At 46.2% G+C, this 23,748-nt stretch carries 20 protein-coding genes; 8 read left to right on the forward strand and 12 right to left on the reverse strand.

Annotation, left to right across the window (positions count from 1 at the left end):
* Nucleotides 1-48 precede the first annotated feature (48 nt).
* Entirely contained in the window at nt 49-918 is an 870-nt protein-coding gene (locus tag ABJ225_RS04735; protein ID WP_347318733.1) for an NAD(P)-dependent oxidoreductase, read from the reverse strand.
* Between the two features lie 135 nt (nt 919-1,053).
* Between ABJ225_RS04735 and ABJ225_RS04740 the strand changes: the two genes are divergently transcribed.
* From ABJ225_RS04740 to ABJ225_RS04750, 3 genes are all read left to right on the forward strand, one after another.
* Nucleotides 1,054-1,308, forward strand: coding sequence for a hypothetical protein (locus tag ABJ225_RS04740; protein ID WP_347318735.1), 255 nt, complete (start codon nt 1,054-1,056; stop codon nt 1,306-1,308).
* A gap of 118 nt (nt 1,309-1,426) precedes the next feature.
* Entirely contained in the window at nt 1,427-2,113 is a 687-nt protein-coding gene (locus ABJ225_RS04745) for a response regulator transcription factor (protein ID WP_347318737.1), read from the forward strand.
* On the forward strand, nt 2,110-3,513 hold the full coding sequence (locus tag ABJ225_RS04750) for a sensor histidine kinase (RefSeq protein WP_347318739.1): 1,404 nt from the start codon (nt 2,110-2,112) through the stop codon (nt 3,511-3,513). The genes ABJ225_RS04745 and ABJ225_RS04750 overlap by 4 nt, the downstream gene beginning before the upstream one ends.
* 1,507 nt (nt 3,514-5,020) lie before the next feature.
* Here ABJ225_RS04750 and ABJ225_RS04755 read toward each other — a convergent pair.
* A complete protein-coding gene (locus ABJ225_RS04755) occupies nt 5,021-5,950 on the reverse strand; it encodes a DUF1002 domain-containing protein (protein ID WP_048012832.1) in 930 nt (309 codons plus the stop codon).
* Nucleotides 5,951-6,097: 147 nt separating this feature from the next.
* The gene (locus tag ABJ225_RS04760) at nt 6,098-7,339 is read right to left on the reverse strand and encodes a M24 family metallopeptidase (RefSeq protein WP_347318741.1); all 1,242 of its coding nucleotides are present in this window, start codon (nt 7,337-7,339) and stop codon (nt 6,098-6,100) included.
* A gap of 253 nt (nt 7,340-7,592) precedes the next feature.
* Between ABJ225_RS04760 and ABJ225_RS04765 the strand changes: the two genes are divergently transcribed.
* Complete coding sequence (locus ABJ225_RS04765) at nt 7,593-8,849, forward strand: helix-turn-helix domain-containing protein (RefSeq protein WP_347318743.1); 1,257 nt, start codon at nt 7,593-7,595, stop codon at nt 8,847-8,849.
* 237 nt (nt 8,850-9,086) lie between these two features.
* Nucleotides 9,087-10,322: an aminopeptidase gene (locus ABJ225_RS04770; RefSeq protein WP_347318745.1), complete on the forward strand. Its 1,236-nt coding sequence runs from the start codon at nt 9,087-9,089 to the stop codon at nt 10,320-10,322.
* A 305-nt stretch (nt 10,323-10,627) separates the two neighbouring features.
* Here the strand turns inward: ABJ225_RS04770 and ABJ225_RS04775 are convergent, their stop codons facing one another.
* Nucleotides 10,628-11,308: a DUF5694 domain-containing protein gene (locus ABJ225_RS04775; protein WP_218247637.1), complete on the reverse strand. Its 681-nt coding sequence runs from the start codon at nt 11,306-11,308 to the stop codon at nt 10,628-10,630.
* A gap of 213 nt (nt 11,309-11,521) precedes the next feature.
* Between ABJ225_RS04775 and ABJ225_RS04780 the strand changes: the two genes are divergently transcribed.
* The 3 genes from ABJ225_RS04780 to ABJ225_RS04790 all read left to right on the forward strand — a co-directional run bounded on the left by ABJ225_RS04780 (nt 11,522) and on the right by ABJ225_RS04790 (nt 14,426).
* Nucleotides 11,522-12,358: an alpha/beta hydrolase gene (locus tag ABJ225_RS04780; RefSeq protein WP_347318747.1), complete on the forward strand. Its 837-nt coding sequence runs from the start codon at nt 11,522-11,524 to the stop codon at nt 12,356-12,358.
* A gap of 117 nt (nt 12,359-12,475) precedes the next feature.
* On the forward strand, nt 12,476-13,672 hold the full coding sequence (locus tag ABJ225_RS04785; protein WP_347318749.1) for a class I SAM-dependent rRNA methyltransferase: 1,197 nt from the start codon (nt 12,476-12,478) through the stop codon (nt 13,670-13,672).
* A gap of 202 nt (nt 13,673-13,874) precedes the next feature.
* Nucleotides 13,875-14,426: a D-glycero-alpha-D-manno-heptose-1,7-bisphosphate 7-phosphatase gene (locus tag ABJ225_RS04790; protein WP_347318751.1), complete on the forward strand. Its 552-nt coding sequence runs from the start codon at nt 13,875-13,877 to the stop codon at nt 14,424-14,426.
* A 58-nt stretch (nt 14,427-14,484) separates the two neighbouring features.
* On the opposite strand, the gene ABJ225_RS04795 is transcribed toward ABJ225_RS04790, so the two are convergent.
* From ABJ225_RS04795 to ABJ225_RS04830, 8 genes are all read right to left on the reverse strand, one after another.
* The gene (locus ABJ225_RS04795) at nt 14,485-15,747 is read right to left on the reverse strand and encodes a glutamate-5-semialdehyde dehydrogenase (protein WP_218247633.1); all 1,263 of its coding nucleotides are present in this window, start codon (nt 15,745-15,747) and stop codon (nt 14,485-14,487) included.
* A 74-nt stretch (nt 15,748-15,821) separates the two neighbouring features.
* Nucleotides 15,822-16,931, reverse strand: a complete 1,110-nt coding sequence (gene proB / locus ABJ225_RS04800) for a glutamate 5-kinase (protein ID WP_347318753.1) — start codon at nt 16,929-16,931, stop codon at nt 15,822-15,824.
* 25 nt (nt 16,932-16,956) lie between these two features.
* Nucleotides 16,957-17,802: a pyrroline-5-carboxylate reductase gene (gene proC, locus ABJ225_RS04805; RefSeq protein ID WP_347318755.1), complete on the reverse strand. Its 846-nt coding sequence runs from the start codon at nt 17,800-17,802 to the stop codon at nt 16,957-16,959.
* A gap of 409 nt (nt 17,803-18,211) precedes the next feature.
* Complete coding sequence (locus tag ABJ225_RS04810) at nt 18,212-19,363, reverse strand: Ger(x)C family spore germination protein (RefSeq protein WP_347318757.1); 1,152 nt, start codon at nt 19,361-19,363, stop codon at nt 18,212-18,214.
* Nucleotides 19,360-20,796 (reverse strand): spore germination protein, encoded by a 1,437-nt coding sequence (locus ABJ225_RS04815; protein WP_347318759.1) that lies wholly within the window; start codon nt 20,794-20,796, stop codon nt 19,360-19,362. Before ABJ225_RS04815 ends, ABJ225_RS04810 begins: the two co-directional genes overlap by 4 nt.
* Nucleotides 20,793-21,899: an endospore germination permease gene (locus ABJ225_RS04820; protein WP_218247629.1), complete on the reverse strand. Its 1,107-nt coding sequence runs from the start codon at nt 21,897-21,899 to the stop codon at nt 20,793-20,795. Before ABJ225_RS04820 ends, ABJ225_RS04815 begins: the two co-directional genes overlap by 4 nt.
* A gap of 168 nt (nt 21,900-22,067) precedes the next feature.
* Complete coding sequence (locus tag ABJ225_RS04825) at nt 22,068-23,021, reverse strand: LCP family protein (RefSeq protein WP_347318762.1); 954 nt, start codon at nt 23,019-23,021, stop codon at nt 22,068-22,070.
* 273 nt (nt 23,022-23,294) lie between these two features.
* A complete protein-coding gene (locus tag ABJ225_RS04830; RefSeq protein WP_347318764.1) occupies nt 23,295-23,732 on the reverse strand; it encodes a hypothetical protein in 438 nt (145 codons plus the stop codon).
* Between the last annotated feature and the right edge of the window lie 16 nt (nt 23,733-23,748).

Below are 23,748 nucleotides of genomic sequence, written 5' to 3' on the forward strand. Positions count from 1 at the left end.
AAAATAGTTTCATGTTCATTGTCGATCATTCCGTTCATTGTTGCAACTTCAGCGCTCAAGGACTTTGATCAAGGCCTGTGTCCCGCTCTCACCTTCATCAAGAGCAGCCAGTTCCTCATAAAGGCTTAGTGCAAGCTCCAGCCCCGGTGTGCGCATGTCCATTTCTGAAGCAGAATCAAGGGCTATCTTCAAATCCTTAATAAAATGCTTTACATAGAAGCCGGGTGCAAAGTCTCCCTTTATCATCCGGGGAACAAGGTTGCTCAGAGACCAGCTTCCTGCTGCACCGGTCGTGATGCTACTGAGGACCTTATCCGGGTCGAGTCCCGATTTTTTTGCGTACATCAAGGCTTCGCTCACCCCGATCATATTCGAGGCGATGGTGATCTGATTGCACATTTTCGTGTGCTGACCTGCACCAGCACTCCCTTGGAGGACCACATTCGATCCCAGGATTTCAAAAATCGGCCGTACGGATTCAAACGTGTCCTCATCTCCTCCCACCATGATGGATAAGCTGCCATTTTGGGCACCGATATCACCACCGGAAACAGGTGCGTCCAAACTATGTATACCACGTGTTTTCGCTTCTATGAAAATGGTCTCCGCAAGATTTGGTGAAGAGGTGGTAAAGTCGATGGCAATGGTTCCTTCCTTCATGTTATCAAGGATGGCTCCACTGCCGAGGTAAAGCTCCTCCACATCAGATGGATATCCTACCATCGTCATCACAATGTCGGCTTCCTTGGCGACCCCTGCTGGATTGTCAGCCCAAATCGCTCCTTCTTCCAGGAGATCTTTCGCCTTGAAACGCGTTCTTGTATAAATGAGCACCTCATACCCTGCATTCAACAGATGGCGTGCCATGCTTTTTCCCATAACGCCTGTCCCAATGAACCCGATCTTTTGATTTTTCATCTTCTATCTCTCCCTTCACTGTTCCTGCTAATATTTTCTTTCAAAACCATGCTTTTGTCCATTGCTGACGTTTAACTTTATGAGTCAGGGGAAAAGATACCCCAAACAAGATAAAACCCAAGGAGGAGATCGATGATGAAAATCAATAAAACATTTCTCGTAGGAGCAACCGTGACGGCCGGATCCATCGGATGGCTGCTTTCATCCAAGGAAAAACGGAATCAACTTCATAATATCAGGCACGGGATCGTCACAAAAATCAAGAAGAAGAGCCGCGACATCGTTGACAAGGGCGGGTTCCCCCACCCTCAGAATGTCGAAGACAACAAGATGGTGAGTGAGGGCGCGATGACGTCCGTACAGTATTTTAACGAAACCAAACAGGATTGATACATCCCCGGGGCAAACCCCCGGGGATTTTTTCATCTTTCAGCCCGATACACATAAAAGTTTCACCAATTTGTCTTATAATGTGTAAGTAGGAATGTGCTATAAGGAGAGATGTTTGATGAAACGATGGAAGATCCTTATCGTGGACGATGAGGCACCGATGAGAAAACTGATTAAGCTTTATTTACATAAAGAACACTATGATTGCTTTGAAGCAGAAAACGGAATCGAGGCGCTTTCGCTTTTGAAGGAGAACCCCATCGATATGATGATCGTCGACATCATGATGCCTTTTATGGACGGATATGAACTCCTTTCAGAGGTACGGAAGACGAGCGAAGTTCCTTTTATCTTCCTTTCTGCCAAAGGGGACGATATGGATAAAGTGAAGGGACTGAAGCTCGGCGGAGACGACTATATGGTCAAGCCCTTTCATGCAGAAGAACTTCTGGCAAGGGTGGAAGGGATCCTCAGGAGGTCATACGGCCTGAAGGTGAACAATCATGCCATGTCGGAAACCTATGGTCCCGTCTCCTTCAATCTGGCATCCAGAACCGTCACGGTGGAAGAACTATCCCCCCGTCTCACTCTCAAAGAATATGAGCTCTTTTTGTACCTCGCCCGCAATGAAGGCCGCGTCTACAAACGGGATCAGCTTCTCGACAAAATCTGGGGCAGTGATTATGAGGGGAGCGACAGGACCGTGGACACCCACATCAAGACACTGAGATTAAAGCTGAAGAACCATGGAATGCTGATCAAAACCGTTTGGGGACTTGGATATAAATTCGAGGCAAGACCTTGAAAAAGCGCTCTTGGACACTGAATAAAAAGGTTTCCATGCTTCTCCTTCTTAGTCTCCTTTTCACCATTCTGTTTTCCTTCCTTTTCATGCATTTTCTTTATAAGGACCTGTATATCGGGACGATGAAGGAATCGATCCTCTATCAAGGGGAACGGACGACGGCTCATTATCACTACGGTGAAGTCAGCGGGGATATTAAAGATAAGATCCTCTGGTACAACGTCATCTCCCCCTATAAGGTGGATGTGGTGGATAACCTCCATGATTTAAAGGAGAACTTCCCCTATAAGGTGGATGGAAAGCCCCTTCTATCCAAGGAAGATACCGATCTTCTTGATCAGGGGCAACATGTCTTGAAAGAAGGGTACGTAAAGGAATTTGATCGGAATATCGTCGGGGCCGTTTTTCCCCTCATGAATGAAGAACGTCATATGGGCTATATCTACATCTATATACCTTTGGCCGAGATGACTGAAGTGTTCCAAAAAGGGATCCCGATTCTCGTGTTGGCAGGAACAATGTTCTACTTCCTATTGTTTGTCATCATCCAGTCGACCCTCGGGTCGCTCTTCAAACCAGTCAAAGAGATGAAAGCATTCTCCAACAGGGTCGCAAACGGGGACTTCTCCCAAAGGCTCGATGTGTCGAGGAATGATGAAATGAGCGAACTCGGGCGGACCTTCAATCATATGGTCGACTCCCTTGAAAACCAAGAAGAGCGGAAAAGACAGTTCTTATCGAATGTCGCACACGAGCTCAGGACCCCCCTCACCTATATCGGAGGATACACGGCTGTTCTCATGGATAAAGTCCATACGGATCCCGACGATGCGGAGGAAAGCTTAAAACTGATCCAGAAAGAAAGCATCCGGATGCAGAAGCTGATCAATGAGCTTCTCGAACTCAATAAATTGGAGGATTCATCCTCTCACCTGGAATTCGAACCGATTGTCCTCTCAGAGTTGCTGTCCGACACACTTTCTCTCGTCCAGCCCCATGCACGCGAGAAGGATCTTGTGCTGGAGAAATCTTTGGACGAAGAAACGATCATCAATGGAGATCCCGATCGGATCCGTCAGGTTGTCTATAATGTATTGGATAATGCCATTAAATACTCAAAGCCTCAAGGAAAAATCATCCTGCGCTCCTCAAGGCAAGGAGATGAAGCCCTCATCACCATACGTGATCACGGAATCGGCATCCCTTCATCCTCCATTCCGAGGATCGGGGAGCGATTCTATCGTTCCGACCTCTCACGCACGCGAAACTCCGGAGGCTATGGTCTGGGCCTCTCGATTGCCAAAGAGATCCTTCACCGCCACGGCGGCTCTCTGCAAATAGAGAGTGAGGAAGGATCGGGAACGACGGTGACGGTAAGGATCCCTTTATTGAAGCTTTGAATTCAATGGCTCGCCATTGAACATGTTCCTTCGAAAAGGATAGACTGATAAAATGCCTGGATTTAGCGGAAAAACACTATGTTTCTTAAATCCAACAAGCTGCCGGTATCCGGCAGCTTGTTTTTTGAATTCTGTTCTATGGTGTCCTTGGGGCTATGGTGGTTATAGGCTGGGATTCAAACATGTCGATCGGTACGGTGGCGGCTTTTTTATGTCGGTATGTTAAAAATACAGTCTGTTTCGAGTGATATTTTCTCTGTTTAAATGCTTTATTCTACACTAATATGTAAAGGTATAGGTCCGTTTCTTTCCGCTGCAGGCGCTTGCTTTCCTGCGGGGAGGGAGTCGAGCCTCCTCGTGCCTGCGGGGTCTCGCCACTCCTCCTTTTCCGCTGGAGTCAAGCGCCCTCCGCTTCAATCCACTCTGTGGTTTTAATGCCCTTATGAGTGGTAATCGATGAGGATTCGAATAGTCACCATTCAAGGTGACCGGTTTTTTTAAGTTAGCACTAGTCTAATATGCCTGGCAGCAAAGATGCTTGTTCTTCACACGTGTGCAAAAGGCATAGGAGCGTTCCTTTCCGCTGCATGCGCTTGCTTTCCTGCGGGGAGGGCGTCGAGCCTCCTCGTGCCTGCGGGGTCTCGCCACTCCTCCTTTTCCGCTGGAGTCAATCGCCTTCCGCTTCAATTCACTCTGTGGTTTTAATCAAGGTGATATTCGATTTGACTATAGAGTCATTCATTTGAACTTTAGCCTGACCTGATAAACAGTATTGCTACCTCTACTCACCATCATAATGAAATGATCTTTCCCATTAACATTAGCTACCACATCTTAAAAAGCACACAGTGCAGCAAAAACCTCACGACTCCTAAGGAATAATCCGCAGAGTGAAACCACGCAAGCGCAGCCGAAGCGGCTCACCGTCCCCCCCGCTGGAAAGCGGTCGGCCGAAGCGGAACAAACGACCCTTTTCCCTCCAAACCTAATAAAGTGATAGATTAGCAGATAGCAATCACTCATCCTGATGCACTCAGTGCAGTGTAGCGGAGGCCACCCGACTCCTATGGGAAAAGCGGGCAGGGTGAGACCCTGCAGGCTTGCCGAAGCGGCTCACCGCACGCCCCATGGAAAGCGGGTGGCCGCAGCGAAACGGAACGACCCCTCCTCCCCTCCATCCCTAATCAAAAGGAAACAACATGCTTGATCCCCCACTTAAAAAATCCATACATTTTGTTAAGAAGTCTTTGCCTGTTGCATGACCTTATTCATAGATTCCCCCATCAAATCTCACTCTACGTTTCCTAGGAACAGCCAGCCCCTTTTTCTACACCCCTTGTCATTTCCATTCCTCCCCCTGCAAAAAGATTGCTATTGAATAACGTCTGCACACATCTTTTCCTAGGGGATCATGCATGAAACATTCATCAATGACAAATGAAAAAACATGGCCAAATCAAAAATCGATTTGGCCATGTTCTTCATTCTTCTACAGGTGAGAAAAGGATCAGCTGAACCAACCTTTTATGGACTTAAAGAAGTTCCCGATGGCTTCAATCAGTCCTGAGAAAAAGTCGGATATCTTCTGCCCGAGTCCTTCATCCTGCACAATATCCTTGATCTTAGATTGGATGTCTTTCGTCAGATCCTCAAGCTGCTGCTGGACATTATCGAAATTGATATCAAGAGAACGCATCTTTTCAAACAAATCGATGAGAAGTTGACGATCCTCAGGAGATAACTCGATTTTCAATGTTTTCAGCTTTTCCTCGACAATCTGCTCCACTTCTTCTTTTGTCGCAGGGTTTTGTTCCGCGATTTCTTTTTTGATTTCAGTCAGGAGCTGACTGATTTCTTCTTTATCCACACCAGAATCCTTTGCGATTTCAGTTGCGACATTCAGTTCTTCGTTGGCTACTTCCATGCGGACGGTGTCCAGTTCTTCCCCGCTCTCGTCGTAGGCCTTATAAATACCTACCAGGGCAGAATGACCACTTACCTTCACTGGAGATGCAACTTCTACGACCGCATTCTCTACCCCAGCAGTTAACAGGGCGTTAGCGTACATCGTATCCGTCACCTCGGTGATGTTGGACGGAGTGACAATTTCCACATTCAATCCTTCACCCTTTTCAACACGGGTGATCTTTGCAGAAGAAAACATTCGGGCATTGCGGTTTTCCCCTTCGATGTACTTGACAAGATCGTCTCCGTTGGCGACGAACTCCTCCACATCTGTGTCAGCATCGATCCCTAGTTCCCGTTGAACCTCTTTTTTCTGGTCGGCTGTCAGTGTTTCCCCGTACACAACGATGGGCACACCGAATTTCTCGTTAATACTATCTTTGTCCTTGGAATTATCGGAAGCAAATGCACTCGTCTGTACCGTAGTCATCATCAGGGCAGCTGTTACAAACATTATGAATCTCTTTTTCATGCTCATTCTCCTCTTATCATTTCGCTCCGTCACTCCATGCCTCCCCCTTGTGCATGGGTGACTCTTACTATAAGACGTGTTCCCCCTCCATGAGGTTACAGGAACTTTCAACATTATAGCATATCTGATACGGAAGAATGATGGCGATTAGATTAAATAGAATCCCGTTTGTCTCTTTGCCATATACTCGGCCCTTCCCCGGATGACGCCAACGGGTTCTTCGAGATAGATCGGCACCTCCTGCCCCCACTCCGGGATATAGTCCCTGCAGTTGAATTCCAGTGCATACAGCGTCTGGTCGGTCACTGGGAGCTCTCCTTTGATCGGAACAGGTCCTTGGAGATCGTATAGTCCAATCAAGGCACCGGCTTCATGACAGTGAACTCCTATAGGATGTGTGTAGATCATGCCGTTCAGTTCCTCTTCATCCATTCTTGCCATGGATCTCCGGAAGACGTCATTCCCTGGTACACCGGGTTTCAATTCTTCCATGATGATGTCTTCCATTCTCAGAGCCTTGTTAAAGGCAGAGATAAGTCCCTGGGGCGGCTGTTCTTCATCCGGGAATAAAACATATGCCAGCTGCTGCGTATCTGTGGCAAGGCCGAGATATTCGATTCCAAAATCGAGGTGGACGATATCTCCCGGCCTGATGATCTCACCTTCAATCCGGTCCATGGCAGCTCCCTTCCTCTGCAGATCCACCGTAGGATAAAAGGACGTCTTCAATCCGAGATCCAGCACCTTTTGACGGATCCACTCCACCACATCATCGGTCGTTGTGATACCGGGATGGATGACACTTCTGGAAAGGGCGGATTCTGCGATTTCCCTCGCGGATTCTGCGATGAAAGGATAGGCAGTCAGTTCCTTTTGGGAACGGGTTGAATACCATTCGATCAAAAGAGGTTCCGCTGAGATGAATCGATCGGTAAATCCAGGAACCAGATATGCTAGCTTGGAGTGGAGGTTATGGGTGAGACCATCACATAATGCAAACCCCTCGGAAGTATTCAGAGCAATCGTCGCGGGATCTTTCTCCTTGATCAACCTGACCAGGCACTCCCATTGATCTTCGGTTGCAGGATTCCACACCCGCTCATAAAAAGGCTCAAATTCGGGATTGGTATGAATGACAGAACGCTTCAGGATTCCACCTTCCAAAGTAAAGACCAGGATCGTCAACCTCCTGGAGCTATCGACGGCAGAAGGAAATAATGTGAGAAGGGCCGGATCTTCATGGTACTCCCTCCCGATTGTGATCCACATCCCGACACCATGCTTTTTCATCAAAGTGGGAAGCAGCGTATTCAAACGGTGGAAAAGCCATCTATTTGTGATTTCTTCCCTCTTTCTCAATGGAAGGAAATGTGAAGTCATTTCGTTCATCTATAGCGCCCCTTTATAATATGATTAAGTCTACATCGCATAGGATTCTACACATTTCGGCAAAATCCTCCTTTATGCCGTTCCAATCACCCAGAAAATAGGACGTCAATATAAAACTGACCACCCTCCCGGATCGAAATACCCAAGAAAAAATATAATTATAGGAATATTCAAAACGTTTGTTCTCCATTTATGATACCATTCTAATACATCACCAGAACCTGCATCATTGAGGGAAAGAGGAGCTGATCAAATGACCATCGGTTCTAAAATCCGCTTTCATCGACAGAAGCGTCAACTGACCCAGGAAGAATTATCAAAGGGGATTTTATCCGTTTCCTATCTTTCGAAAATCGAAAACAATTCCATTTCCCCTTCACAGGAAATCATCGAACTCCTTTGTGAACGACTGGGAATCTCCAATCTGATGGATGACCATCGCGTCGTCCTGAACAAACTGGAGAAATGGAATCGTCTGCTTTTATGGAATTCATTAGCGGAAGCAGACGAAATGAAGGCGTCTATCAGGTTACAATTGGAGAACGTAGACGAACTCACACCCCATCTCTACTATCAGATCCTTTGTTTCCGAGCCGATCTGATCCATCTCGACCTTAAAGCAGCACTTGCCCGATTAAACGCGATCCATAAGAGCTATACGGATATGACGGACCTATTGAAATTCTACTTCCATAAGTATCGGGGAAACTACTATTATCTGCTGAACGAATACAGCAAGGCGGAGAATGAACTGAAAGAAGCCGAAACCTTCTATGTTACAGGGAACGTGGTGAACGAAGAAGAAAGGGCCGATTTGTATTACCTGTCAAGCCTGGTCAAGACCCGCTTGAATCACTTTCGCCTCGCCCTGTACTATGGTGAAAAAGCACTGAACATCTTTCAAAGCGTCTATTTCCAGAAACGATGCGCAGAAGTCCACCTGCTTCTCGGGATATGCTACAGGCGGATTGGATCCCTGGATGAGGCCAATAAGCATTATGAATGGGCCGGATATATTTCTGAAACCATCCGCTATACCCGTCTAAGGTCCAAGGTGGAACAGAACCTTGGATATATGAAGTCCCTATCCGGTGATAGCCAAGAGGCCATCCGTCACTTTTTGAGGAGCATCGATCTGAAAGGGACAGATGCGGAAGGTCAGCTGTATTCCATCCTCTCCCTCGTTAAGGAATATCATAAATTGAATCAGCAAAGGGAAATGACAGAGTGGCTGGATCGCGGCCTGGGCCTCTGCGGACGAGATCATCATCCTGCTAAATATTACGAGCTATGTTATTACCGGTATGCGTCGGAGGGATTCAGGGATGGGTTCGAGCCATTTATGAGGGATCAAGCCCTTCCGTTTTTCCATCGCCACGATATGAAGATTTTATATGCGACGTATTCTACACTTCTTGGTCAATATTACCAAGGGATGAGGAAATATAAAAATGCCGCCTTTTATTTCAAAGAAGCCAATGACATCTATGAACAGATGGTATCTTTTTAGGAGGTGAGAATATGAAGAAAGTGACATCCACCATCATCGCAATCTGTCTGACATCCATGGCATTGACTGCAGTGGTCATCAACCAGATCAACGAAGAGGAATTTCCACCATTCAGCGTCAAACAATAAACGTTCATGAAATCCGTACCGGTGGACCCGGTGCGGATTTTCATTTTTGATGAAATTTTCTGAAGAAAAAGATATAGTAAGGAGGAGACATACATAAGGGGGAATCAACGTGAATCAAGAATTTCAACAAAAACTGGAGAACTATGCAGAGCTGCTCATCAAAGTAGGACTTAACCTGCAGAAAGGTCAACATTTGAGCATACAGGCACCGCTGTCCACGGCTTCTTTCGTGAAGATTGTCGCACGGAAAGCGTTTGAAGCGGGAGCGGCCATCGTCCTTCCCGATTTTTATGATGAAGAATTCAAAAAAATCCGGATTGAACATTCAAGTGAAGAGTACCTAGGTGTATATCCGGATTGGAAAGCAAAAGGGATGATTGAGTTTGCTGAACAAAACGGCGCCCTCCTCAACTTGATTGCACCCAACCCGTCAATCTTAAAAGACAGTGACCCTGCCAAGGTGGCCGCATTGAATAAAGCGGCAGCCATTGCCACAAAAGATTTCTCGGCTTATATAGGAGGAGGGAAAATCAACTGGCTCATCGCTGCCCACCCGTCCGATGAATGGGCAGAAAGTGTTTTCCCCGGGCTTGACAAAGAAGAGGCCTTGGATGAATTATGGAAGAATATCTTCTACACGACACGGGCGGATCAAGATGATACCGTCGGCCTTTGGAAGGAGCATATCGCCTCTTTGAACACCCATGCCGACCGATTGAACAGTCAAGATCTCAGACTTCTTCATTATAAAGGGCCGGGAACGGATCTAACAATCGAACTCCATCCGGAAACCCAGTGGCTCAGCGCAGAGTTTACGAGCGACACAGGAACCAAGTTCGTGCCAAATCTACCGACTGAAGAGGTCTTTACCATTCCAGTGAAAGACGGCGTCAATGGTATCGTCTCGAGTACGAAGCCCCTGAACTATGGCGGGACGATCATCAAAGACTTCAGCTTAACGTTCAAGGATGGCAAAGTGGTTGACTTCTCAGCTGTAGAAGGGTATGAAACGCTCAAGAACCTTCTTGACCTAGATGATGGGGCCAGACACCTCGGTGAAGTCGCCTTGGTTCCCCATGACTCACCGATTTCAAATACAAACATTATTTTTAACAATACCCTCTTTGATGAAAATGCTTCCTGCCATCTTGCGCTTGGCAGGGCCCTGCAGGTTTGCGTGAAAGACGGGATCGGCCGCTCCGAAGATGAGCTCGCTGACATCGGCTTCAATCAAAGCGGCACTCACGTCGATTTTATGATTGGTTCAAGTGATCTATCCATTGTAGGCACAATGGCTGACGGCACCCAAGTCAGCATATTTGAAAAGGGAGATTGGGCAGAGTAAGTCCTCAAGTTCTGTCCTGTACAGAAAACACTTCAAAAACCAAGAGTCTGGGACAAATGTGATTTAGTCATTGCAAAACCCGAATTGAACTGCCAATGATAAGGCAATTTAATTCGGGTTTTTAGTATGTACTTGTTCCAGCGATTGATTGAAGTTCAAAAGGAAGGCTCCTGCGGCAAGAGTAGCTGATGTAAGACCCCGCGGAAAGCGGAGTCATGCACGGAAATGCGGTATAAAGGATTTTGTTACTCTTAAAATGGCCACTTCTACCTTTGTCACTACCATATCGCTATTTACCTACCGTCTTATTCTTCCACAAATGGATTGGTCACCTTCCATCCGATTCCCTCGAATAATGATTTCAGCATCCATACATGGTCCCCACCTACCAGAAGCAACAGGCGGTCCCCATCCTTGCACACATCGATTACATTCTTGAAGATCATCAGTTCCCTCTCGTTCCACTTTCGTAAGAAATCATAACCGATCTGATTTTTGTCCTCCTTCACCACGATGAATGATAAGTACATGTTTTCCATTTCGTTTACGATTTTTGCATCATTCAGATCTTTGTAGGACGTCATCAAAGGAATATCCGGACTAACTTCCGGGGAACATTCACCGACTCTTTGCATGGTACGGACAATATCCGGGTAGGAATCTTGAATCGTCGTATTGAGCGCCACCATATCTCCTTCTGTAATCCCTCCTTCCCAGTTCACAGCATATACTTTATCATGACCGGCCTGCCTTGCCAGCCTGAAACCGATCTGCTGAATTTCATCCATGGAATCATTCCATCGACATTCTGAATATAGCTCTTTTAGTTCAGGGTCCTTTGAGGCTTCCCATTCCAGCGCAATTTTCGTCGGTTTGAAACGAGACAGGTGCTCTACCAATTCGTTGATTTCCGCTTCTTTTCGGGCGATTATATCTGCATTTTGTTCAAGATGGAATGTTCCTACGAGGATGATTTCTTTTTCCATTCCTTCTCCTCCCTTCTTTTATATAGCACCCGAGTACGACTTCCAGCTTCACCATTCTTCTCAAATGCAAACAGGAAAACGGATTCATGCCAATACTCCTCTATATTACCAATAATTACATCCATTATGACAAATAAATTTCTTTTATAACATATTCAAGACTTCCCATATGGCTTACAATAAGGATATACCTTTTTAAGGGAGAGAACTGTTATGTCTTTTAAATCCAAGCGGGTCTACATATGGAGCATCGCACTCTGTTTTGTTTTCCTTATTGCATATACCCTTTTCGAATCTCAGGGCGTTGAGTCCAGTGAGCAGCCTCTCACAGTCGAACAACAATACCCTACCGTGTTCGTCCATGGCTATAAGGGCACCCATAATTCGTTCAGAACCATGCTTGAACGCTTCCAAGACGATCATGGATGGGGACAGAAAGTCCTGGAGATCTACGTGAGGCAGGACGGCAGTGTTGAACACAAAGGAGAACTCCCCGATGACCCAAGCTCCACACCATTCGTACAGGTAATCTTCGAAGATAACCGTGCCTCATTGGAGAAGCAGGCAGTTTGGCTCGAAAACGCCATGAAGTTCCTGCATCATGAGTATGGCGTGGAGAAAATCAATATCGTCAGTCACTCCATGGGGGGGCTCGCTTCTACTGTGTACCTTGAACAGACGAGTGACAATCCCTTCGTGCCTCAGACAGAACGGTTCATCACGATTGCCACACCATTTCAGGGAGTTACAAAGTCATCTTATGCCCAAATCAACACCGGTGAGGCTGTGATCGATCTCAAACCGGGATCAGATGCCCTGCAGCATATGGTTCAAGATGCACACCGGATCCCTGAAGGATTGAAGATCCTATCCATCGGAGGTAGTGGAGACGGAGTGGTCAACACCAAGAGTGCTACGTCCAGCAAAGAGATCTTCACAGGTCAAAATGTTCAAACCACCATCGTATACGATAACAGCATCACCCACAGCGGGATGCATGAAACGTTGAAAGTCGATAAGCTCATCGGGGAATTCCTTTGGGATCAGTGACATCCATCCATCGGTGGATGTCTTTTTTTATACTCCTCCCCCTTCCCAATCCCTTGCACCACAAGAGATTAACCTCTATACTACACATGACAGAAATCATAGATTAGGATGAAGCATATGACGAACGAGATTACGATCCAGGCAAATCCCAAAAATGTAAAATCATTCAGGAAAGGATTCCCTCTTCTTCAAAAAGAACATCTCAATACTCGAATGAGTGATATAGAGGAAGGAACCATCATCAAACTGACGGACCATACACATTCCTTCATAGCGCGAGGGTATTACGGGAAACAAAATAAAGGGCTTGGGTGGCTTTTGAGCTGGAAGGAAACCGAAGCGATCGATGAAGCTTTCATCAAGAGGAAGATCGAACTGGCAGTCAATCAGCGCCTTCACTTTTTCTACAACGAGGACACTACCGCATTCCGTGTTTTCAATGGAGAAGGCGACGGCTTCGGAGGATTCACCATCGACCATTTCAATGGATACTACCTGATCCAATGGTACTCTCTCGGAGCTTACTCATTCCGTGATGAAGTCTACCGTGCCGTAAGAGACTTCAAGGGATGGAAAGGGACTTATGAGAAGAAACGCTTTGCCCAGGACGGGCAGTATGTGGAAGATGATGACTACGTCGAAGGCGAGAAAGCGACATTTCCCCTACTTGTGAAAGAAAATGGCATCCAGTTCGCTGTTTATTTGAATGATGGAGCCATGGTAGGAGTGTTCCTAGATCAGAGGGAAGTCAGAAAGCGTATCATGCACACTTATTCTGAAGGGAAAACGGTCCTGAATACGTTCTCTTATACTGGAGCTTTTTCAGTTGCGGCTGCACTCGGAGGCGCTTCAGTCACGACCAGTGTCGATCTTGCCAAGCGCAGCTTGAGTAAAACGATCGAGCAGTTCAGCATCAACGGCATTGACTACGAAAGTCAGAACATCATCGTGGAAGATGTGTTCAACTTTTTCAAGTATGCGGTGAAAAAAGAACACTCATATGACTTGGTCATCCTGGATCCACCAAGCTTTGCACGCTCGAAAAAGCACACATTCAGTGCACAAAAAGACTATCCATCCCTTTTGAAGGATGCGATCTCTATCACTTCAGACGGTGGCGTCATAGTGGCATCCACCAATTGCAGCACTTTCGATATGAAAAGATTCCACGAGTTCATCGATCGTGCATTCAAAGATATGGATGAAACATACACCGTCCTTGAACAGTACTCCCTGCCTGAAGACTTTAAAACAATGAGTCAGTATAAGCAGGGTGATTATCTGAAAGTGGCGTTCATCCAAAAAGGAAAATAATGACCTTTTGGCATCAGACTTAAGCATAAATGATATGAATGTGGCCATCATGGAGGAAGGGGGTTTTTTAGATTTCCCCCTTTCCTTTAAAACATGGCAAGTGAATAAACAAAAGTAAAATACTGAATGTTCAGTTATTCCCCCGGAAAGCGCAAGATATGACAACATCCTGTTGAATGATAGCGAACGAGGAGGATTATTGTTGAAAAAGGCGATTTTTTTGGACCGGGATGGCGTCATAAATGAAGTAAAGACAAGTCGTGTTAAATTTGTGAATCGTCCCGATCAATTTTTCTTCCTGCCGAGGGTCCCTGAAGCCATTAAGAGGTTGAGTAATGGAGGATATGAGCTGTTTGTGGTAACGAATCAAGGTGGAGTAGGTTTGGGTTTTCTAGAACCTGGACAATTAGAGGACATCCATGCGTTCATGTTGAAAGAACTCTCTTCACTGGGGGCGACCATCAAAGAGGTGGCAGTATGTACCCATGCACCCCATTCTGGATGCTCGTGCCGCAAGCCCGAAGCGGGTATGCTCCTGGATTTATCCGAACGTCACGGAATCGATCTTGCTGCTTCCTATATGGTAGGTGACCGGGAACCGGATATCCTTGCAGGAAGAAACGCAGGTTGCATGACCATTTTGATCTCCGAAGTACCACTCCCGGGGGTGAAGGCGGATTTCGTATTTCCCGACCTGTGGGAAGCGTCCCTCTTTCTGGTCGATGATGAACATCATACCCATCTTGGGACATGAACAACATGTTGATGCATGGAAAAGAGGCAGTCAATGACTGCCTCTTTGGCTTGAACAATTATCGGATCTGTCCATTACCATGCATAAGGTACTTGATGGTCGTAAGGGCCGGAAGCCCCATCGGGCCTCTGGCATGAAGTTTTTGAGTGGAAATCCCGATTTCCGCACCGAACCCGAGTGCACCTCCGTCGGTGAATCGTGTTGATGCATTGTGATAAAGGGCAGCTGCATCCACAAGCATCATGAATCGTTTAGCCGTCTTTTCGTTTTCTGTTACGATGGCTTCTGAATGCTTCGTGCCATAACAGTCGATATGATCTGCGGCGGCGTCCACATTCCCTACCACTTTTACGGCAACGTCGAGACTGAGGTATTCGTTGGCCCAATCGGATTCTCCTGCCGGAATGGCATCTGCCTTATGATTGAGCACTGCTTCATCTCCATGAACCGTTACACCATGCTGTTCAAGGGTGTCAAAAAGAACTTCATGATTCTTTTTGAACCACTTTTCGTGAATCAATAGCGTCTCTGCTGCATTACAAACAGCGGGACGATCAGTCTTGGCATTAATGATGATGTTCAGTGCCTTTTGCACATCGGCATCTTCATCAATATAAATATGACAATTTCCCACGCCTGTTTCGAGTACAGGTACCGTAGCATTGTCAACCACTGCCTGGATCAGTGCCCCACCACCGCGTGGAATCAGGACATCGATATGCTCTTTCATCGTGAAAAGGGCATTGGTCGCTTCACGATCGGTTGAATTGATGAACTGTACGGCTTCACTTGGAACCGCAGAATTCTTTAAGGCGTCATGCATGACATCAACAATTGCTTTATTTGACTGAATGGCATTGGAACCGCCTTTCAAGACGATGGCATTTCCAGATTTAAGGGCCAATCCCGTTGCATCAACCGTTACATTCGGGCGGGCTTCATAAATCATGCCGATGACCCCTAGGGGAACGGTCACTTTTTCAACCAGAAGCTCGTTTTCCAATGTCCAGTCTGTGATGGTCTTCCCTGTTGGATCCTCGAGCTCTGCTACTTCCCGAAGCCCTTCGGCAAAGTCCCTTATCCTTTGTTCGTCAAGGGACAGACGGTCCATGAGGGCCTCATCAAAGCCTTTTTGTTTTCCGGCTTCCAGATCTTTGGCATTAGCTTCCAATATTGGTTCCATATGTTCTTCAAGGTGGTCGGCGAGTTTATAGAGCACCTTGTTCTTTTCCTCGGTGGATAGCATACGCAGTTTCTTGGATGCATCCTGTGCCAACTTCGCCTGCTTCTTCACATCAGTCTTTTCAATTGTTAAAGTCATCGAATACCTCCTAAAGAATTTCCATGGCTAAAGTGTCGGGACACTAAGATTCTACATGTTTCTATTAGTAAGGGTTATACTCCAATCGGAAGCGGTACTTCGATATGACAAACCAGTGCGTCGGTTTCCACAACGATTTCATTCTCATCAATGTCAATCGGGTCTTTAAGCTTACCTGATCGATAATTGACAACACCTAGGGCGACCTGTTCATTCCGTTGATCCAGTATTCTCACGACCGCCCCTTTCCTGAAGTGACCCTTGACCGTGTATACGTCTTCCATAGTCAGACTGCCTTGTTTTCCGATCAGTCTATCTTTTGCTGCGGCATCGATGGTGATTTCACCCTCTGGTCCTGAGTTGAATGCTATCCATTGTTTTTTGGAATTCAAGTTGATCGAGTTGTCATCCGCTTCGAAATAGGTTCCGTTTGCAGTATTCTGCACTGCGTCATAGATGATGTTATCGACACCGGACTTCCCAAGGAATGCCGGTATTCCTGAAGCCATCGTGATCTTGAAGGCATCGATCTTCGAACGCATTCCGCCTGTACCAACGGAACTGCCGGGTTCTCCAGCCATTTCTTCGATATCATCCGTGATTTCAGTAACGGAAACCAACAAGGTTGCTTCCGGATTTTTGCGTGGATCTGAGTCATATAGTCCATCTATGTCCGAAAGGATGATAAGCTGATCCGCACCCGACAGGGCCGCCACTTTAGCTGAAAGGGTATCGTTATCACCAAACTTGAGCCGGTCGACGGTCACCGTATCATTTTCATTTACGATCGGGATGATGCCCCTTTCTAGTAGGACATTGATCGTATTGCGGACGTTATCATACCGATCCTCGTGTAAAAAATCACTGCGTGTGATCAAGATCTGTGATGCTATATAACCATGGGAAATGAACAGGTCAGAATAAGCTTCAATCAACAGCCCCTGTCCGATCGATGCCGCCGCCTGCTTTTCTGGTAGAGAACTTGGACGTGTCAGGCAACCGAGTTTGCGATAGCCTGCTGCTACAGCTCCTGACGATACTAGGACCACTTCATGGCCATCGTCTTTCAACCTGACAACCTCATCGACTAGGCGCTCCAATTTCTTTCTGCTCATTTCACCGTGAAGACTTGTAAGGGAACTACTTCCGATTTTGATGACGACTCTTTTCTTATTAATGGACATTCAATCACTCCTAGCTGATATTTCCTTATTGACTGACCAGTTGTTTTTGTTTTAAAGATGAACTGATTTCTGCAGAACGCTTTTGCGCCCCTTTTACAGCTGCTGATATGGCCTTTCCCCCACCGTTTTCATCAAGTGCACGAAGACCCGCCGCCGTTGTTCCATTAGGTGAAGTGACGTTTTCTCTCAGTTCTGTAGGCGACTCATTTCTTTCAAGCATCATTTTTGCTGCACCATAAATGGTCTGTGCACCGATCTCTCTTGCCACTTCCGGGGACAATCCAGATTCTGTAGCCGTCTTTTCAATGTGTTCCATTAAATAATAGAAGTAAGCCGGACCACTACCCGCTACACCTGTAAAGATATCCATTTGCTCCTCTTGTATGATGAAGACCTGACCGATCGTACGTAACAGTTCTCGTGCTTCCTCTATCTCGCTTTCCGTCGTGAATCGCCCTGCTGAAATTGCCGTGGCTGATTCTTTCAGCATGCTGGATGTGTTCGGCATCACGCGGATCACGGACTGACCGGCAGGAAGATTCTGCTCCATGTGGCTGGTAGTGATTCCAGCAAGTACAGACATGATGACAGTCTTATTGTTGACCTTGTACTTGATGGAATCAAGGACCGTGTCGATATCTTTCGGCTTCATGGCGAGTATGAGGACATCGATTTCATCAAATGGGAGCTGCTCGCTCGCCATCGTCCTCACACCATAGAGACGCTCGATTTGTTCACGCTTTTGTTGATCGCTTCTGTTCGATACGATGATCTGATCACCCGAAAGCTTTCCGCTCTGCACGGTTCCTGATATCATGGCTTCTGCCATATTGCCTGCTCCCATGAATGCGACTGTTTTGTTTTTTAACAAAAAATCATCTCCAATCAATTGATTCGCGGATACTGTATGTGAATGTTAGTTGAATGTAAGTTGATTACCGTTTTCCGTGTTTGTATCACAACGCCAACTATCGTAACATGCTGACGGATGATATCAAGTGTAAAGAGGGAAGTAGTTAGGTATTGATCGAATGAGTAAGTGTAAGCGTTATCATTTGTGGATATATGTTCCTTAAGCTGTCTCAAGCCATCAGATTCCCTCAGATAGCGCCTCATCCTGATCACGATTGGGATCGGTGGATCCACCGGACATTTTTAAATCGTAATGGAAACTGATTTTTTCATTTAAAAAGACCGAGGCAATCATCTGCCACGGTCTTGAGTCGTTTTTGTGATATTCACTATTTCTAAGGAATTGTATTTGATCCGTCTACATGGCGTCAATCAAACTTTTTCTCTTTTTCATAATTATACGTATTAAAATTAGTAATCGTCACATCCACATTCGTTGCCTGTAGAGAATTGGCGTTCAGGAAAAATGCATAGTGGTCCTTCAATTTTTTATATTGCTCAGGGTGACGACGATAATAACCGTCTCCTATATGAAGAAGATCTGTCTCCTTTCCGATCCCAAACGTATACAGATCTTTTATATCTTTTTCAATGGAGGTCTCGAGTGCTTCCTTCAAGCCGTCATAAGAGGTACTCTTTATGATTTCCACAAGCTCTGCCTGCACATTCAGCGTAAGATCGAATACTGGATCTTTCCCCTTTCCATGGAAGGATTTCTTCAGATTGCCTGCCGTCATATAAAACACGGCCACAAGTTCTCCATCCATGTACACATCATAGTTAATCTTACTTTTACTGATGTTCAGCCAGTTCGTGAAGATGGCGTCTTTCTCTGTAACCTTTCCTTTATAAGAACCGTGCTGAAAAAGATTGAATCCACTGATCAGCAGGGAAGCATTCATATCGTCACCTTTCCATGCTTGCCTGTCGATGCTGATGATCGGAAGCATCGCAGCACCCATCGGTTCATTATACTCCCGCCTGAATCTCATCAAACTGGTACCACCGATTTCTTCCGTAAGGCTTTCGTGATTTTCTTCCGTCAACAGAACCGTATAGATGGGAGGATAATCATATAGGCCCTTGGCTGCAAACACTTCATCAAGTTTCTCATTCGTTGAGAAAAACAACATATTCGGTCTCAATGAACGATTACGCCCAAACACCTCCAGTACATCATCGAATGTGTGTTGAAGAACACTTTCCGTGACCACCACGGATTTGATATGTCCATAAAATAGCGTAGGCTTGGATTTTTTATACAGCTTCCCGACAGCGAGATTAATGGTTTTCCCTTTAGAAACCCCGATCAGATTCGGGATCGGTTCAGAAGAACGGGTTCCTTCCTGTTTGGCTACATTAGAGAAGTTCAATCCTTGGAGATAGATGGTAAACTCCTCTTCTTCTTCGTCATAGTCCACTCCGATCGCCACGATATAGCTGAGATCCTGTATGTTCTTCAGGCCGGAACACCCGGTCAGGAGGACGAATGAGAAAAAGAGTATCCAGAGCTTCTTCATTGACCATTACCCCTCTCTCTTGTCCTGTCATGAGGGCTCGTGGACTTCGTTCTTGTCTTGTAAAATTGAATAGGGAGTCGGAGAAATGATTTGAGAGCTTCTGTTCCGCTGATCGGTGCCACAGACCCAAGGTATAAGGATCCAAACGAAGACTTGGATGCAAGGTAGAGGACGGTCAGGATATAGGAGAGCAAGATGCCGAGAACCCCGAACAACGTGCTCATCAACAACACGATGAAGCGCAGAGTTGTAAGACCGCTCTTTAACGATTGATTCACCACGGTGAAAGATGAAATATAGGTGATGGCACCTACCACGAGCATAGTTGGCGAGGTGAGACCGGCCCTGATGGCCGCGTCCCCCACTATCAATCCTCCCAGTACCGATACCGTCTGCCCGATCGCGCGGGGCAGACGTATGCCGGCTTCGTTGAAAAATTCGAAAAGGAATAGCACAATGAACATTTCTAAGGGTGCCGAGAGCGGAAGACCAAATCGAGACACGGATATTGTCGCCACCAGCGTGTATGGGATCTGCTCGATATTATAAGCGGAAAAGGCGACCCACACACCTGGAAAAAAGGCAGAAATCATCACGGCCACCATCCGCAACAGACGCTCCAGTGACACGAAAAAATAATTGATGTTCATATCTTCTGGTGATTTCACCTGAAGCAAAAGATTGACTGGTGCGATGGAAGCGGTCGGGCTCCCGTCCACCATGAGGGCAAACCTGCCCTGGTTGAGGCTCTCCACGATATAGTCAGGCCTTCCCGTATAATCCAGGGTCGGAAAAATGGAATATGGGTGATCCTCGATGAGTGACTCAAGCTCATGACTGCTTGCCAGTACATCAATGTCGATCCGGTCCAGACGTTCATGAAGCTCGTCCAATATCCGCTGATCAAGCACATCCTTCAGGTAAAGGATGGCAATATTTGTCCTGCTCCGTTTTCCGATCGTCCGTTTTTCCACGGAAAGTGCCGGGGAAGAGAGCCTTCTTCTCACTAAAGAAATATTAGTATTCAAATCTTCGACAAATCCATCCTTCGGTCCACGAATGGACGTCTCCAGAGCGGATTCCTCTGGAGCACGCTTCGGTAGATCCGCTGCATCAAGGGAAATGATCTCTTCTGGAAACAAAAACAATGCCTTCCCCTCCAACAGCAAATCAGCGAGCTGTTCACTGCTACTAACCGTGCGGTCTTCACCTTGAAACGCGTTCTTTAATTGTTCGATTGGAAATCCTGCTCCCGCCAGTTCAGGAAGGATGTATTGATCAAGATATTGACGCTTCACCAAACTATCAATATAGATCAATTCACACTTCGTCTCCTGAAAAAGGTGATCGACTGCTTGGAAATCATCACTGCTGTTGAATAGTTCTTTCATCTCCGCCCGTTTGGAATCTATGGAAGCAATCGGTGCTTTCATGATGCGCCCCCTCCTCCCTTTTTGTGCACAAGGACTTTTGTGTACAGGGCAGTTGCCATTATATATAGACTGAAGAACGCTACCGTTGCAGGGAAAAACCAATGATACAACACATAATAGAAATGATAGGTATCTACATTAATCCACATCATTGAAAGGAACAGGATGTAAATGGGGACAACCACTTTCCATGACACCCTTGTGCTCCTCAGATTGCGGTTCAAGATACTCCCCAGCAAGAATAAAAAGAGACCGATACGGACCAGGGCACCGCATAACCACTGATAAAGAGCGAAGAAATCCATGTGTGTGATGAATTCCCCAATGCCCATGATCCGCCATTGATCATATGCGGGATACCTCATACTGGCTGCTTCAGATGGGCCGAATTCCATGATTGCGGCTGATAGTGGTCCCATTATGAGAATGATAAGGATCAGTCCAAGAACCAGCAGATGGTGCAGTTTGAACTCTCCTTCACTGAAAGGATGCAACAGCAGGATTAGATACAATTCCATGAAACCACTCAACACGTATAAACTTCCTTTGAGCAGTGGTGACCACCCTTCAGAGAGGATCGGAAATAGCAGTGAAGGATCCTTCACATCTGTATTTGTGATGGCAATGAAGATCCCGAGAAACATGACGATCGGCAGCAACAGTCCTGCAGCTACCGCCATATATTTTACCCCCGCCCAGGTAAAGATGAAGCAGGAAACTCCCATTAGGAGCATGATGAGCCATCTGGATACATCAGCCAAAAAATAAGCTTGGAGCCAAATGACGAGATCAATGAATGTGATATAGGCGCTGATGAACAGGAATAGGCAGATCGGTGCGAAAAACAGGACTCGCACGACGGGTGTGCCTTCAGTCAGAATATGGCGCATCATCCCTCCTTTGGGGGACTTCTTAATCGTATACCCGATGACAAGGATAATGAGGAAGAAGAACGGAACAGCTAAAAGAACACTTACCCATCCATCGCGTCCCGCAGCCTGAAGGATATCGGGTATGAGCATCACATGACTCAGCAAGCCGGTCGAGAGGATGATCAATAAGCTTAATTGTCTGGGTATGAGTACGGGTTGTAGTTTGATCATGGCTGCCTCCGGAATCTTGGTTGTTTTATCAAGTTTCCCCAGCAGGTGAAAAACGATTCCTTTAATCCACGAAAACCCGAATGAAATGATTCTGATTAGGGTTTTCCTATCGAATTGCATGTGGGCCTGAACGACAAAAGGACCAGCCCTCAGGCTAGTCCTTTGTCATTATTGTGCTTTCACTTCGTCAGAACTTTTCCCATTAAGGAAGTCTTGAAGCGCTTTTGAATTCGTTTCGAAATTGACCTCCATCACATTCCCGACTCCGCTATAATCCGCGAACGTATAAGTGCCTTCGAGAGGAAGTGTGAGTTTGTCTATCTCTTTGTCACTGCCCATCACCACATCTTTGACAATCGAAATCTGATCCATTTTGGACATATTCGTTTGGATATATGGCTGTACAGACCCAGCAAGTTTAGGAAGTTTGGTCACTCCCCCGACGGAAAGGACTTCATCCTTCAGTGCTGAAATGACTTCCTGCTGACGCTCCACCCGTCCGAAATCCGATTTAGCATCATAGCGGAACCTGGCATAGCCAAGCAGCTCCTTGCCATTCAATTTCTGGACGCCCGGTTCAAGTGACACACCGATGTTTTTGGACATGGCATGCTCGACATTCATCTCGATCCCATCCGGTGCAAGGATATCAACCGATTTCTCAAATCCTTTGAAATCTGCAACCATATAATATTGAACGTCGATTCCGAAGTTTTCTTTGATGGTCTGTCGGAGAAGTTCCGGCCCTCCAAGATAGAACGCCGTATTCAGCTTGTACCCCTTATACCCAGGTATCTGTACGTACATATCCCTCATCAGGGACACGATTTTTGTTTCATTGGTTTTCGGATCGACTTGAGCGATCATCATGGAATCAGTGCGGGACTTTTCTTCACCCCTGCTGTCAACGCCGAGCAATAGGATATTGATCCGGCCATTCTCGTCTTTTACGCCATTGAACTCGTAATTCTCGTCTATTTGATCTCCGCCGGCCGCTTTATATCCACTGTAGAACTGTACAGCTGAGTATCCAACGACGGCTAGGATGATGATCAGTAAAAATAATATGATCTTTCTTCCGCGTTTTTTCTTCTTCGTTTTGCGATTGATTCGCGAATCCATTTCCTCACCTACTTTTGTGACTTTCAATTACAGATGCTGGATGTCTGAATGATAATATAGGAGATTCAAATCTACAATCCTTAGTTAATGGATACTCTAGCAGATTTCCCCACCAAAATGTTCAGTCGAACTCCTATTCTATCATAAAGAATTGGAAAAGTAAGTATGATATTAGTACTTTTTCTTCAGGAATTCATACCCTTCCAGCCGGCATTCTTTGTTTTGAAAGCGCGCACGTTGGTTGTGTACAACTTGTGACAGAGGGCAGAAGGCTCATGATTTTCTTTTGAAGAAACCATACACAAAATGAGCGATGGTCAGATTGAGGACGGCGGATAGACAAAACATCGCAAAAGAAGGGCGGCTTTCGATGGATTGCATGATCAACGGACAGAGTAAGCCGTAAACGCTCAAGAAAACTACTGCCGCTACTTCAGCTCTCCATTTGCTGAAGATACCCCCAAACAGCCATACGGCTCCCAATAAAAAGGCGATATGTGTGAACGATGAAGGCACAGGACCATTCATAGCCAGGAGGCTCATACCTCCGACGATTGCGACCAGGACCCCTCTGTATGTACCAAGGAAGGATGCGGCAAGGAGTGGCGGCAGACTGATGAGGGTCAAATGTATACCCATAAGGTGGATATCCATTAGTCCTGCAGGAATTGCCAGCAGCACAAGCAAAATAAAGATGGCATGCTTATTCATACGAAGTCCCTCCAGT

This window comes from Rossellomorea sp. RS05 (genome assembly GCF_039822645.1).
Lineage (GTDB): Bacteria > Bacillota > Bacilli > Bacillales > Bacillaceae_B > Rossellomorea > Rossellomorea marisflavi_B.

What these genes read in the sequence shown, in the direction of transcription:
- ABJ225_RS04735 (WP_347318733.1), bottom strand. Translation starts at nt 918, where the DNA reads ATGAAAAATCAAAAGATCGGGTTCATTGGGACAGGCGTTATGGGAAAA.
- ABJ225_RS04740 (WP_347318735.1), top strand. Translation starts at nt 1,054, where the DNA reads ATGAAAATCAATAAAACATTTCTCGTAGGAGCAACCGTGACGGCCGGA.
- ABJ225_RS04745 (WP_347318737.1), top strand. Translation starts at nt 1,427, where the DNA reads ATGAAACGATGGAAGATCCTTATCGTGGACGATGAGGCACCGATGAGA.
- ABJ225_RS04755 (WP_048012832.1), bottom strand. Translation starts at nt 5,950, where the DNA reads ATGAAAAAGAGATTCATAATGTTTGTAACAGCTGCCCTGATGATGACT.
- ABJ225_RS04760 (WP_347318741.1), bottom strand. Translation starts at nt 7,339, where the DNA reads ATGAACGAAATGACTTCACATTTCCTTCCATTGAGAAAGAGGGAAGAA.
- ABJ225_RS04765 (WP_347318743.1), top strand. Translation starts at nt 7,593, where the DNA reads ATGACCATCGGTTCTAAAATCCGCTTTCATCGACAGAAGCGTCAACTG.
- ABJ225_RS04775 (WP_218247637.1), bottom strand. Translation starts at nt 11,308, where the DNA reads ATGGAAAAAGAAATCATCCTCGTAGGAACATTCCATCTTGAACAAAAT.
- ABJ225_RS04780 (WP_347318747.1), top strand. Translation starts at nt 11,522, where the DNA reads ATGTCTTTTAAATCCAAGCGGGTCTACATATGGAGCATCGCACTCTGT.
- ABJ225_RS04785 (WP_347318749.1), top strand. Translation starts at nt 12,476, where the DNA reads ATGACGAACGAGATTACGATCCAGGCAAATCCCAAAAATGTAAAATCA.
- ABJ225_RS04795 (WP_218247633.1), bottom strand. Translation starts at nt 15,747, where the DNA reads ATGACTTTAACAATTGAAAAGACTGATGTGAAGAAGCAGGCGAAGTTG.
- proB (WP_347318753.1), bottom strand. Translation starts at nt 16,931, where the DNA reads ATGTCCATTAATAAGAAAAGAGTCGTCATCAAAATCGGAAGTAGTTCC.
- ABJ225_RS04810 (WP_347318757.1), bottom strand. Translation starts at nt 19,363, where the DNA reads ATGAAGAAGCTCTGGATACTCTTTTTCTCATTCGTCCTCCTGACCGGG.
- ABJ225_RS04815 (WP_347318759.1), bottom strand. Translation starts at nt 20,796, where the DNA reads ATGAAAGCACCGATTGCTTCCATAGATTCCAAACGGGCGGAGATGAAA.
- ABJ225_RS04820 (WP_218247629.1), bottom strand. Translation starts at nt 21,899, where the DNA reads ATGATCAAACTACAACCCGTACTCATACCCAGACAATTAAGCTTATTG.
- ABJ225_RS04825 (WP_347318762.1), bottom strand. Translation starts at nt 23,021, where the DNA reads ATGGATTCGCGAATCAATCGCAAAACGAAGAAGAAAAAACGCGGAAGA.
- ABJ225_RS04830 (WP_347318764.1), bottom strand. Translation starts at nt 23,732, where the DNA reads ATGAATAAGCATGCCATCTTTATTTTGCTTGTGCTGCTGGCAATTCCT.